The organism is Nonomuraea sp. NPDC059023 (assembly GCF_042740095.1).
Lineage (GTDB): Bacteria > Actinomycetota > Actinomycetes > Streptosporangiales > Streptosporangiaceae > Nonomuraea.
In genome coordinates this window covers 137,202-149,838 of the sequence record NZ_JBHYIO010000033.1, presented here as the reverse complement: position 1 = coordinate 149,838, position 12,637 = coordinate 137,202, and the positions used below count along the sequence as shown (strand labels likewise).

9 protein-coding genes are annotated in these 12,637 nt (G+C 74.0%); 4 read left to right on the top strand and 5 right to left on the bottom strand.

The window, feature by feature from the left end; genetic code table 11:
- Both ACFWYW_RS42310 and ACFWYW_RS42305 read left to right on the top strand, forming a co-directional pair.
- Nucleotides 1-931, top strand: a 931-nt coding sequence (locus ACFWYW_RS42310; protein WP_379641258.1) for a phytanoyl-CoA dioxygenase family protein, incomplete at its 5' end; no start/stop codon positions are given.
- Nucleotides 928-2,718, top strand: a complete 1,791-nt coding sequence (locus ACFWYW_RS42305; protein ID WP_379610209.1) for an ABC transporter ATP-binding protein — start codon at nt 928-930, stop codon at nt 2,716-2,718. The genes ACFWYW_RS42310 and ACFWYW_RS42305, both read left to right, overlap by 4 nt.
- Here ACFWYW_RS42305 and speB read toward each other — a convergent pair.
- Nucleotides 2,715-3,554, bottom strand: coding sequence for an agmatinase (gene speB / locus ACFWYW_RS42300; protein WP_379610208.1), 840 nt, complete (start codon nt 3,552-3,554; stop codon nt 2,715-2,717). The two genes, ACFWYW_RS42305 and speB, sit on opposite strands and share 4 nt — an antisense overlap.
- 279 nt (nt 3,555-3,833) lie before the next feature.
- Here speB and ACFWYW_RS42295 point away from each other — a divergent pair, with 279 nt between their 5' ends.
- Together ACFWYW_RS42295 and ACFWYW_RS42290 are read left to right on the top strand one after the other, a co-directional pair.
- Nucleotides 3,834-4,964, top strand: coding sequence for a YcaO-like family protein (locus tag ACFWYW_RS42295; protein ID WP_379610207.1), 1,131 nt, complete (start codon nt 3,834-3,836; stop codon nt 4,962-4,964).
- Complete coding sequence (locus tag ACFWYW_RS42290; RefSeq protein WP_379610205.1) at nt 4,952-6,628, top strand: TfuA-like protein; 1,677 nt, start codon at nt 4,952-4,954, stop codon at nt 6,626-6,628. The genes ACFWYW_RS42295 and ACFWYW_RS42290 overlap by 13 nt, the downstream gene beginning before the upstream one ends.
- Here the strand turns inward: ACFWYW_RS42290 and ACFWYW_RS42285 are convergent.
- The 4 genes from ACFWYW_RS42285 to ACFWYW_RS42270 all read right to left on the bottom strand — a co-directional run bounded on the left by ACFWYW_RS42285 (nt 6,603) and on the right by ACFWYW_RS42270 (nt 12,577).
- Nucleotides 6,603-7,871, bottom strand: coding sequence for a hypothetical protein (locus ACFWYW_RS42285; protein WP_379610204.1), 1,269 nt, complete (start codon nt 7,869-7,871; stop codon nt 6,603-6,605). The genes ACFWYW_RS42290 and ACFWYW_RS42285 overlap by 26 nt on opposite strands.
- Nucleotides 7,872-7,945: 74 nt before the next feature.
- The gene (locus ACFWYW_RS42280; protein ID WP_379610203.1) at nt 7,946-9,385 is read right to left on the bottom strand and encodes an asparagine synthase-related protein; all 1,440 of its coding nucleotides are present in this window, start codon (nt 9,383-9,385) and stop codon (nt 7,946-7,948) included.
- Entirely contained in the window at nt 9,382-11,187 is a 1,806-nt protein-coding gene (locus tag ACFWYW_RS42275) for an alpha/beta hydrolase family protein (protein ID WP_379610202.1), read from the bottom strand. Before ACFWYW_RS42275 ends, ACFWYW_RS42280 begins: the two co-directional genes overlap by 4 nt.
- A gap of 1 nt (nt 11,188) precedes the next feature.
- Nucleotides 11,189-12,577, bottom strand: coding sequence for an asparagine synthase-related protein (locus ACFWYW_RS42270; protein ID WP_379610201.1), 1,389 nt, complete (start codon nt 12,575-12,577; stop codon nt 11,189-11,191).
- Between the last annotated feature and the right edge of the window lie 60 nt (nt 12,578-12,637).

Here is a 12,637-nt window from a genome sequence, read left to right as displayed (position 1 = left end):
CGCCGGCGTCCCGGGGGTCGCCGAGGACTCCACCCCGATCGTCGGCGATCCCGGCGCGCTGCGGCGGCGCCTGCGGGAGCACGGCATGCTCCTGTTCAGGGGCCTCCTGCCGCGGACGCGGCTGGCCGAGCTGCGCGCCCGGTTCACCGGGGTGCTCTACCGCCACGAGTGGCTGGCCGAGGACGGCGACGACACCGAGCCGCGCCCGGCGGCCAACCGCCGCGACGGCAGCCCCCGCTGGTGGCGCATGTACCAGGACCTGCAGCGGGTCGAGCTGATGCACGAACTCGCGCACGCGCCGGAGGTCGTCGGGGTGATGCGGGCCATCCTCGGCAAGCATTTGCTGAACCACACGCGGCGCCAGGTCAGCCTCGTGCATCCCGGCTTCTGGGTGCCGCCGCACCAGGAGCACACCTATGTCCAGGGCACCCCGGACGTGCTGACCGCCTGGGTGCCGTTCACCCCGTTCCCGGCCGACGGTGGCACGCTGCGCGTGCTGAGGGAGCGCACCGTGCCCGGGGTGCGGCCGCTGACCGTGCTGGACACCGGAGGGGTCGAAGCCGAGGTCGGGCCGGGCGAGGGTGACTGGTGGCGGGCCCCCGACCTGGGGCCCGGTGACGTGGTCGTGATGCACGCGCTGGCGACCCGGGCGGTGGACGAGAACCGCTCGCCGTACCTGCGCGGTGCCGTGGAGTACCGCTACCAGTCCGCGCGCGAGGCGGTCTGCCTCGCCTCGCTGCGCCCGCACCACTACCCGCGCGTGCCGGGCTGGGAGGAACTGGCGACCGGCTGGGACCAGCGGCGCTGGCTGCGGGTGCCGCTGCGGGTCCGGCAGGTGGAGTTCCTGCTGCCCGACCGGCAGGAGAGCTGGCACGAACTCCTTCCGCACCCGGCCTCCCGGTTGCTCGACGTGGAGTCCGGTCGGAGGTGACGTCGACCCGCCGGCCCGGGAAAGAGGGCGGGGCCGGCGCGGCCAGGGTGGCGATCCGGCTCTGCTTCGAGGCCTCACCCAGGCTCCTGGTCCTCGTTCTGCTGCTGTCCACGGTCGTGTCCACGTTGCCCGCGGCTCTCCTGCTCATCGTGCGCGAGATCGTCGAGGCGTTCTCGCAGGGCCAGGACGGCCGGGCGACGACGTGGATCCTGGTGCTCGGCGGGCTGACCGCCGCGCGGGTGGCGCTCGGCGCCCTGATGTCCGTGCGCCGTGAGGAGCTGACCGAGCTGGTCGGCATCACCGCCGAGCAACGTCTGCTGCGGGTCACGGGCTTCGCGCCGCTGGAGCGCTTCGACGATCCCGCCTGGTACGACGCGGTCGCGCGGGCACATGACGGAGTGACCTGGCGACCGGCCGCCATCGCCGGGATCCTCATCGAGTTCTGCGGCCAGATCGTCTCGCTGGCCGGCATGGTGGGCGTGCTGGCCGTCCTGGACGTCCGGCTCATCGGCCTGGCCCTGCTGGCGGGCGTGCCGCTTTTGGTGCAGCGGCGGCTTGAGGCCAGGGCCATCTATCTCGCGCGCCGGGGCACCACCGAACTGGAGCGCCGCCGCGACTACCTCACCGAGTTGCTCGTCCGCTACGACCTGGCCAAGGACGTGCGCAGCTACGGGCTGGCCGCGCCGTTCACGCGGATGCACGACGACGTCAGCCGGCGCGCGCTGCGGGCCGTCGTCGCGGCCAGCCGCCACAGCGTGGCGCGCGGGCTGGTCGCGGGGGTGCTGAGCGCCGTCTGCCTGGTCGTGGCCTACTACCTCGCCGCCGGTCAGGCGCGGTCTGGGGCGCTGACGGTGGCCGAGCTGTTCCTGGTCTTCACCGCCTTCAACACCCTCGTGGCCAGCACGGTGGACCTGTTCACCATCGCGGTCGACATCGAGGAGCACGCCGCCTACCTCACCGATTTCGTCGCGCTGGCGTACGGCCCGGCCCTGCCCGCTGATCGGCCGTCCGAGGCCGCGCCCGCGGTCGTGGAGCACGTGCCGGCGGTCGAGTTCCAGGGCGTCGGGTACGCCTACGCGGGCGGGCCGCCGGTGGTGCGCGAGGTGTCGTTCACGCTCCGGCCCGGTGAGTTCACGGTGCTGGTGGGACGCAACGGGGCGGGCAAGTCCACGCTCGTCAAGCTCCTGCTCGGGCTGCTCGGCCCCGTCAGCGGGCGCATCCTGATCGACGGGGCGGACCTGGCGGAGCTCGACCAGGACCGGCTGCGGGAGCTGATCGGCGTGCTCTACCAGGAGTACGGGCGCTACGAGTTCACGGTGGCCGAATCGGTCCGTCTCGGACGGGCGGACCGGCCACTCGACCAGGACCGGCTCGACTTCGCGCTGCGGGCCGGCGGCCTGGACGGGCTCGTCGCGCGGCTGCCGCACGGAGCCGACAACCTGGTCGGCCGGATGTTCCCCGGCGCCCGCGACCTGTCCGGCGGCCAGTGGCAACGCCTGGCACTGGCGCGGGTCCTCTACCGCGACGCGCCCGTCTGGGTGCTGGACGAGCCCACCGCGGCGCTCGACGTCCAGGCCGAGGCCGCCCTGATCCAGCGGCTGCGCGCCGAGCGCGGCAGGCGGACCGTCCTGCTGATCACCCATCGGCTGGAGACGGCGCAGACCGCGGACCGCGTGCTCGTGCTGGATGACGGGGTCCTGGTCGAGCACGGCTCCCACGAGGAACTGCTCTCCCTCGGCGGCAGTTACGCGCGGTTGTGCGCCGAGTACGCCGACCGGTCCGGCTAGCCGGCGGCCCGGCGGCGGGCCGTACCGGCCAGGAACTCCAGCACGCAGCGGTTGGCCACCAGCGCGGTGACGTCGGCGTGGTCGTACGGCGGCGCGACCTCCACGACGTCCATGCCGGCGACGTCGGTGTTGAGCACCAGGTCGCGGATGCCGGCGAGCAGTTCCCTGCTGGTCAGGCCGCCGGGCTCGGGGGTGCCGGTGCCGGGCGCGTACGAGGGGTCGAGCACGTCGATGTCGATGGAGATGTAGACCTTGCCGGTGATGGTGGAGATCACCTGCTGGATGATGTCCGTGAGCCCGGTCTCCTCCACGTCCATCATGGTCCAGTGCTCGACGCCGTTCTCCCCGGCCCAGGCGAAGGTCTCCCTGGACGGGCCGTAGCCGCGCAGCCCGATCTGGAACACCTGGTTGGTCAGGCCTTCCTCGATGACGCGCCGGACCGCCGTGGCGTGGGTGAGCAGGCGTTCCGGGCCGCCGTCCCAGGTGTCGGCGTGCGCGTCCCAGTGCACGAAGCTCACCGGGCCGTGCTTGGCGGCCACGGCCCGCAGGACCGGCAGCAGTACCGAGTGGTCGCCGCCGAGCACCACCACCTGCTCCGTCACGGACATGAGCTCCCGCACCCACTTCTCCGCGGCGTCCAGGTTGCGGTCGTGCTGGCCGGGGGTGACGGGCACGTCGCCCACGTCGACGATCCGCAGGTGCTCGAAGATCTCGGTCTCCAGGCCGACGTGGTAGAGATTGCCGGAGATGAGCGTGGACGCGTCGCGGATGGCCGCGGGGCCGAAGCGCGCGCCCGGCCGTCCGCCGGTGCCGGAGTCGACGGGTATGCCCAGCACGGCCACGTCACTCGGACGACCCTCGAACCTGCCGTCATTTGACGGGGGAATGTCATGAAACGTCCGCGTGGGCACTCATATCCCCAATCGCACACTTGTCTCTTTGGTTATCGGTCGGCAGCATAGATCAAAGATCGCGCGCACAACACCGTCCACCGGGATGCGGCAATAGGGGGAAAACTCATTTCTCATTCCTATGTCAGGGAATTATCCGGCCGCTGGGCCGCCGAATGGGCGCGGCCGATCCGCAAGGAGTACCGCGACGGCACGGATCGAGCGGTGAGCCCGGCCACGACCCTCGAACGGGTGTCGCCCGCCATGGCCGTCGCCGGAATCACCCGCGTCGCGAACGTGACCGGAATGGACCGGATCGGGATCCCGGTCTGGTGCGCGATCCGCCCCGCCTCGCGGAGCTTGACCGTCTCGCAGGGCAAGGGCGTCACGGCCGAGGCCGCGAAGGTCTCCGCGATCATGGAGTCGCTCGAACTGTGGCACGCCGAGACCCACCACCTCCCGCTCCGCTACGACAGCTTCCGCGCGCTGGCCGCCCGCGGCGAGGCCGTACTCGACCCGATGACCCTCGTCCGCTGCCCCTGCAGCGGGTACGCCCCGGACCGCGCGATGCGCTGGGTCCACGGCTGGGACCTGATGAGCCGGGAGCCGGTCTGGGTGCCGTACGAGGCGGTGCACTGCGACTGGCGGGTGCCGATCGCGCCGGGCGACCACTCCGTGCAGAACGGCTCCAACGGCCTGGCCTCCGGCAACAGCCTCATCGAGGCCGCCGTCCACGCCCTGTGCGAGCTCGCCGAACGTGACGCCATCGTCGCCGCGCAGGACGATGGCGACATGTTCGCCGCCCGGCGGATGGTGCGGCCGGAGTCGATCACCGACAGCGGCTGCCAGGCTCTGCTCGGACGTTTCCGCCGGGCCGGGATCGACGTGCTGATCTGGGACCTGACCTCGGAGATCGGGGCGCCCGTCTTCAACTGCCTGGCCGTGGAGACCGACACGCCCTGGTACCACCCGCTGCCCCAGACGCAGGGCTCCGGCTGCCATCCGCGCCGGGCCATCGCGCTGTCGCGCGCCCTCACCGAGGCGGCGCAGGCCAGGGCGACGGTGATCGTGGGGTCGCGCGACGACATCGGCCGCGAGCGGCAGACCTGGTACTTCGACCCCGACCAGCGGCGCGCCGTCGGCGACGCGACCGGCGACCGGCCCGCGCGCGACTACGCCGAGGCGCCCGACGTCGACCACCCGACCACCAACGAAGACCTGGACTGGCTGGTGGCCAGGCTGGCGGCCACCGGAGCGACCTCGGCCGTGGTGGTCGATCTGACGATCGGCGATCTGGGCGTGCCGGTGGTCAAGGCGGTCGTGCCCGGACTGCGGTGGCGGCCATGGGAAGAGTGAGGGCCGCGGAGCGGCGTCCGCCGGTGGTGTTCCTGGGGCCCACGCTGCCGGTCGAGGAGGCCGCGCGCATCCTGCCCGCCGACTACCGCCCGCCCGCCGAGCTCGGCAGCGTCTACCGCGCGGCCCGCGAGCGCCCGTCCGCCATCGGGATCGTGGACGGGTACTTCGAGCGCGTCCCCGCCGTCTGGCACAAGGAGATCCTCTACGCCCTCTCACTCGGCATCAGGGTGTACGGCGCGGCCAGCATGGGCGCGCTCCGGGCCGCCGAGCTGGCCGCGTTCGGCATGATCCCGGTGGGCGAGGTGGCGGAGCAGTACCGCCTGGGCCTGCTGACCGACGACGACGAGGTGGCGGTGCTGCACGCCCCGGCGCAGGGTGGATACCGCCCGATGTCCGAACCCATGGTCAACATCAGGGCGACGCTGGCGGCGGCCGTACGGGAGGAGATCATCGACGCGGACGCCGCCGCGGCGCTGACCGCACGCGCGAAGGACATGTACTACCCCGACCGGGACTGGCCGGCGCTCCTCGCCGCAGAAACCGAGGCGGCCGGATCCGAGGCCGCCGCGCGCCTTGACCGGCTGCGCGCGTGGCTGCCCGGGGGCGCGCTGGACCAGAAGAGGCTCGACGCCGAGCGGCTGCTGGCCGAGATGGGACGGTGGCTGGAGACGGGAGCCGGCCCGCCCCCGACGCCGGCGTGGCCGTTCGAGCAGACGGAGAACTGGGGGGAGCTCGTCGTGGGCGACGGGCACCCGCCGTCGGGAGCGGCCCACGGTGACAGGCGAAAGGAGTCCGGGGCAGTGAACGGTGACAGCGAGAGGCGGGGGAACGGCTTGCCCGCCGGGAGGACGATCCGCGCGGCCGAGGTGCCCCGGCGCCGGGCCGCGGACATCGGTGACGTGCGAGAACTCGAACGGGCCCGCCGGCCGGTCCTCCTCGAAGGCGCCCTGGACGGCTGGCCGGCCCTGGACCGCTGGAACCCCGGCTACTTCCGCGAGCGGGTCGGAGCGACGCGGGTGCCCGTCGAGTTCTACCCGTCCGGGTCCTACTACGGCAGCTGGGTGCACTCCTATCTGCGCATGGACCGATACCTCGACATCCTCACCTCACCCGGGGAGGCGGAGCGCTGCTACCTCGCCCAGGCGCCGCTGCTGGACCTGCTGCCGGAGCTGGCGGAGGACCTGTCGGTTCCCGGCTGCCTGAACGGGGCGCCGGAGCTGGGGCTGGCGTTCTTCCTGGGCCGCGACACGGTGACCGCGCTGCACTACCACAGCAGCGAACAGGCCCTGCTGTGCCAGGTGAGCGGGGCCAAGGACGTGCTGCTGTATCCGCCGGAGGACCATCGGTTCCTGAACTTCCATCCGTGGTACTCCTACCGGTTCAACTTCAGCCGGATCGACTTCTCCGCCGTGTCGGAGGGGCCGGGCTCGCCGCTGCGGTGCACCGTACGGGCGGGTGAGGCGCTTTACATCCCGCTTTATTGGGGGCACCTCGTCGAAGGGCCGGGCACGACATCGTCGGTGACGTTCTTCTGGCAGCCCACCACCGGGCGCACCCGGCCCGCGCCCGGCATGCGGCTGCGGTCCGCCCTGGGCGGAGCCGTACGGCGCCGCTTCGTGAGCCCGTTCGGCGAGGCGTTCAACCGCCGTTTCGGTCTGGGCTGACCCGCTCGGCCCCCGACAGCCACTCCTCCAGGACCGTCAGCCTGGTCATGACCTCCGCCGGCACGTCCGCTCCCGGAGCCAGCAGCCCGAGCCCGCTGCACAGCGGATACTCGCCGGCCGCGCCGGGGATCGCGCCGGTGGCCGGGGGAGGGGGCGCAGTGGGGAGCGCGTCGTGGGCTGCCCGCGGGACGAGCGAGGTCAGCAACCTGTTGCGTCGCAGGTGGGGCGTCGGCTCGCGGACGTCGTAGCGGGCGCTCTGGGGCAGCCGCAGCGCCCACGAGGAGAAGCCGGGATCGAGGAACGGCGCCGCGCGCGGAACCGGCGCCGCGGCGGCCACCGCGGCCGGGTACGGGCCGGCGAAGCGCGCCATGCGGGCCCGCACGTACGCGCGGACCGGGTCACGCTCGCCGGCCAGCTCTTCGGCCAGCCGGCTGACCCACCCGGCCGTCCAGGCCTCCACGTGGGCGCGCAGTTCCGGCGCCAGCACGCGCGGCGGCCCGCCCAGCACCCGCGCGAACGGCGCCTGCGCCAGATGGAGGCGGGCACGCAGCCGCCGGGCCGCCGGGCCCCGTCCCAGCACGGCGGCGGCGTCCGCGAGCGCCGCGGCGACACCCTCCGCCTGCCACCGGTCGGCCAGCCCGCGGCCGGCCGCCCGCACATCCCGCAAGCCGGAGGGGCCGGCTTGCAGGAGCTCTTCGCCGCCGTCCGGGGTGAGGACCACCGTCGCCCCGAGCCGCGCCGCCCTGGCCTCGGCCGCCCGTACCAGCGGGGTCCGCGCGAGATCGGGCGCGACGGGATTCCACCCGTCGCGACCCTCCTTCCGCGGTGTACGGCCGCGCGGCTCGCTCCCCCGGAACCTGGGGCCGGGCAGCCGGTCGGCTTCGGCCAGGAGGAACCGGTGGCGCCCGCCGAGAAGGGCGACGGCCTGCTGAGCCGGCACGGCCACGCTCGCGCCCCGGGGGTCGGGATGGTCGGCCACCACGACGGTCACCTCGGCCCCCGCCTCCCTCCCGGCCGTGTCCGCCGCCGCCAGCAACGCCGTCGCGCCCAGGCTCCCGTCGTGCAGAACGGCCACCGTCCGGTGGGGCCCGACGGCCCGGCGGACCGCCTCCACGAGCCGCCCGCCCAGCTCACGCGCATCGGCCGGGCGCCGCTCGTCCCAGCCGGTCTCCTCCCGCGGAGAACCGGGATAGACCCCCAGGACCAGCGACGGGCGCGACAGGTACAACGCCAGCGCGGCCACGTCGACCCTGCCCGGAGCACTGACCGGAACGCCAGGAACGCCAGGAACGCCAGGAACGCCCGGGACGGCCCGGGTCACGCCGTCGCCCCGATCCCGGCCGCGCGTGCCCCACGCTCCTCCGCGCCGCGCAGCCACAGCTCCACCGCGCTGGCCGTGGCCACCTCGAACGTGTCCCGGCACCGCGTGCGCCAGTCCGGCCGCAGCAGCCCCCGCTCCACGGCCAGTGAAGGTTCCACGCGCGTCAGCCGCCAGTACCGGGAGTACGAGCGCGAGCCCCGCTGCCGGTACGGCGGCAGCACGGAGCCGATCCCGTCCGGCAACAAGTCCGTGACCAGGTGCTTCCTGCGCAGATATTCGTTCTCGTAGGCCGAGGAGTAGCGGGCGGCCGCCGGCAGGTGCAGGGCGTACTCGGCGAAGGCCGGGTCGTAGAAGGGGGCGGCCTCGGGCAGTTCGGTGGCCGGTACGACGACGTCGTACGGGAAGGTGCGGTGGATCATCAGCGCCTCCGCCCAGGACATGCCCGCCTCGGCGGCGATCCTCGCCGACTCCCGCCGGTAGTCCCGTTCCCAGGCGCAGGCCGCCTCGTGGACCTCCTCGGTCAGCAGGGCCGAGCCGGGTTCGCGGGTCCGCTGCGGCCAGGCCGTCGGCCAGTAGAGGGCGGAGGAGAACCCCCGGTGCAGCCCTCCGGCCAGGACGGCCGTCAGCTCCCGCAGGGGTGGCCCGCCGCCGGCCGCGGCGTCCTTGAGGTAGGCGGCCAGATCGCCGAAGGCGCCCCGGCCGGCCAGCCGCGCGGCCATGTAGCCGGGAGCCTCCAGGAGCTGGTCGGCGCCGCTGCCGTGGAGCAGGATCTGCGCGCCCGCGCCGGCGGCGAGCTCGGCCATCCCGCGGTGCAGCCGGGGGAAGCCGTCGAAGCGGGGGCCGTGCTCGCACCAGTCCGGCTCCGGCCAGCGTCGGGGGGCCGTGTCCACGCGCAGGTGGAGGCAGCGCAGCCCGAGGAAGTCCAGCAGCCGGTCCACGACCACCTTGGGGCGGCGGCCCCGGTCGTCCGGAATGTCCATGGTGACGGTCAGCAGCCGGCGGCCGGTACGCCGGCAGAGCCGGGCGGTGACGGCGAGCAGCGCGGCGGAGTCGAGCCCGCCCGAGGTGGCGACCGCCACGTGCTCCCGGTCGCCGATCGCCCGCTCGACCGCGGCTTCGAGCCGGTCGCGCAGCTCGCCGGGGCGGGCGTGGCCACGGGGGCGGGGCGGCGCGTGCCGTACGCGCTCCAGACCGGTCCACGGCGCGGCGGGGAACAGGTCGGTGCTCAGCGCCGGCCAGGTGAACCAGGTGGCCAGCGCGGCCAGGGAGTAGGCGCCGGTGGAGGGGCTCGCGGCCCGTTCCGAGCCGGTCTCCCGGTAGGCCGGGCGGGTCACGAACGGCGCGAGCCGGTCGGGGGCGGCGACGTAGCGGAAGGACGGACGCTCCCCGGCCGCGGCCTGCGCCGGTGTCAGGTGCGTGTCCTGAGGGCTGGTCATGCGGGCCTCCCTGCGAGGTGGTACGCGAGCTGGCGGCCAACCACCCGGGCGAGCCGGATCCGGTTGGCGGGGCTGGTGATGCCGTGGCCCTCGCCGGAGAGCACCAGGCAGTGGTGGGGACGGCGATGCTCGGCGAGCGCGGCGGCCATGGTGGTCGCGTGGGTGAAGGGAACCAGCGGGTCGTCCCTGCCGTGCACCAGCAGCACCGGCGTATGACAGCCGGCGGCGTGGGTGAGGGGCGAGCGGGCGCGCAGGCGGGCGGCGTCGTCGTCCGGGTCGCCCACGCGGTGCAGGAAATGCGCCCGCTCGTGGTGCGAGGACCCCTTCACGTGCCGCAGGAAGGCCACCAGGTCGGTGGGCGCGCAGACGGCCACGGCCAGCGCGAACGCCTTCGGCCGGGCGGTCGCGGCCATGAGCGCCGCGTACCCGCCGTACGACTGTCCCATGATGGCCACCCGGTCCGGGTCGAGGTGCCCTTCCTCGGCCGCCCAGCGCAGTGTGTCCTCCAGGTCGTCGTGCATCGCGCCGCCCCAGCCGGCACGGCCGAGGTCCAGGAAGCGCGTGCCGTACCCCTCCGAGCCGCGGAAGTTGACGCGCAGCGACGCGTACCCCAGCTCGGCCAGCCACTGGGCCTGCGCGGACAGGCCCCACACGTCGCGCGACCACGGGCCGCCGTGCACGAGCAGCACGCCGGGGTACGGCGGCGCGCCCCCGGACGGCGTGACCAGGTAGCCGTCGAGCACCAGGCCGTCGCGGGCGGGAACGGCCACGACGGCGGTGGGCGCGAGCGCCCGCCGCTTCGCCCTGCGCGCGATCAGGCCGGACTTCGGGAGCCCCGGGGTGAAGGGGTACGCGGTGCCGTCGCCGCGATCCCACAGCAGGTGCCTGGGCGCGGACTCGCCGTCGTCGAGCCGTCCGAGCCAGACGGTGTTGTCCCTGGTCAGGCCCACGAGGTCGAGCTCGCCCGGATGGCGGGAGGTGAGGTCGGACAGGTCCGCGGCCAGCTCGGGGCCGAGCGCACGGAGACCCTGGCGGGCTCCCGACACCAGCGCCAGCTGCGGGACGCGCGTCGCCGGATGCAGCACGACGTCCAGGTCGTGCTCGCCGTCCTCCAGGACGGTCCGCGTCTTGCCGGTACGCAGGTCCAGCAGGCGTACGCCGAGAAACCCGTCGCGGCAGGGGCCGGACAGGTAGAGGCCCAGCCCGTCCGCGGTGACGTCGACGGGGTGGGTGACCAGGGAGCCGGGTGGCCGGGATCGCCACACCTCATGCCAGGTGTCCGCCTCCGCCGCGTACACGAGGAGGGAGCCGTCCTCGGTGCGGGCGGTGGCCGCGCACGGCCGGTCACCGGCGTCGCTGAACAGGCGTCCGGCCGGGCCGGGCGCGGGCACGTGACGTGCCTGCCCGCCGGGCGAGGACAGGACGTGCCACGCCGCCCGGCCGTCCGCGCCGGTGCCGCCCAGCAGCAGGCTCCGCCGCCGCGGCTGGTCGCGGTCCACGACGTGGATCCGGCCGAGGCCCTCCGGCGTGACGTCGGAAGTGCGTCCGGTGGCCTCGTCGTGGACGATCACTCGTTCGGTACGGCCGGCCACGACCGCGACCAGCGCGCCGCTCCCGGGCAACCAGGCGTGATCCACGATCCGGGCGCGGCCGGTCCGGAGCGCGCGCACGCCGTGTTCCCGGCGCCAGACGAACAGGCCAGGCTTCCGCTCGCTCTGCCAGCTCACCGCCCGGCCGTCGGGTGACAGGGCGAGGTTGACGGCCGGTTCCGCGCCGAACCACCTGCGTGCCGGGCCGTTCATGCTAGAGGGCCGGCTCGGCGCCGGCTTCCAGCGCGCCCGCCACCCACCGGTCCACGTTGCGCACCACGATGGGCAGCCGTGGATGAACCCGTTCCAGGTCGAGCCGGTCCATGGGCTGGATCAGCCCCAGTTCCTCGATCAGCGGCGGTTCCTCGGGCAGCACGTCGAGCACGTAGCGCCGGAAGGCGTCGGAGTAGCTCTGCTTGTAGCCCGGCAGCATCGGGCGCAGCGCGGCGGGCAGCAACCGCAGGTGCAGCGCCTTGTACCACTGGTACGGGTACGGCCCCTCGGCCCGGAACCGGGTGGCCGGCGGCAGCCCGAAGGCGTACCGCACGAAGTGCTCGTCCACGAACGGCGAGCGCTGCCGGATCGGAGCGCCGAGCGGATGCGCGTCGTAGGCCCAGGGGAAGATGGAGTCACGCAGGCTGGCCGTCGTCCAGTCGCCGCCCGCCTCCCGGAACGACGCGAACCTGTCCGCCAGCCAGCCCTCGGTCCAGCCCCTGACCGACTCGCGGTAGCCGTCCGTGAGCACCGATGGGCGCCCGCTGTTGACGACGTCGCGCAGCGCGGTCGCCACGTAGAGCTGGAAGGACAGGTGCGGCGGCAGCCGTCGTGCCGCGATCGCGGCGGCCTCGCCCGCCACCTCCACCAGGGAGTCGGCCTGGCCGAAGCTCGTGAGGTACCTGCGCAGGTCGCGCCACCTGCGCCCGCGCGCCAGCGAGGCGGACAGGTGGTTCCAGGCGCCGAGCACCTCGTCGCCGCCCTGGCCGCTGAGCAGGACGCTCGCCCCGATGTCCGCGGCGTGATCCACGGTGGCCTGGTGCAGGCGCGTGTAGTAGTCGTGGCGGGGGCCGAGCGGCGACCACCGCGGCTCGGGCAGCGCCTGCCACTCGGCGGGCAGGACGTGCAGGTCGCAGGAGATGTCCACGGCCTGGAGCTGGCGGTGGACGAGGGCGGCGGTGGCCTTGCCGAACTGGTCGCGCAGGTTCCACACGACCGCGCTCAGCCGGCGTCCCTCCCGCCGCGTCTGGCGCCAGGCGTGCGCGAAGACGGCCCACGAGTCCATGCCGCCGGACAGCAGGACCACGGCGGACTCCGCGTCGCCGAGACAGCGCGAGACGGCCGCGGCGAACTCCTCGCCCAGCGCCGCGTCGTCGGTGGAGCCCAGCGGAGGAAGGTCGAGGGGCGGGCGGTGCCGTACCACGCCCTCCCAGGGGCTCTCCGGCGGGAACTCCGCCTCGAACGGCAGCCCGTCCAGAAGCAGCGCCAGTCGCTCCAGTGAGAACCGCTTCGCCGAGGTCACCAGGCGCAGTGGATCACGGTCGAGGGCGCCGTCCTCCGGCCGCAAGTAGAGGGGCTCGGACAGGGCGTCCGAAACCCCTCCAGTCATGCTGGTTTCTGATCGCAAGGAACAGTTACCGGCTCTTGTTCAGCATCTTGCGGGATGCCC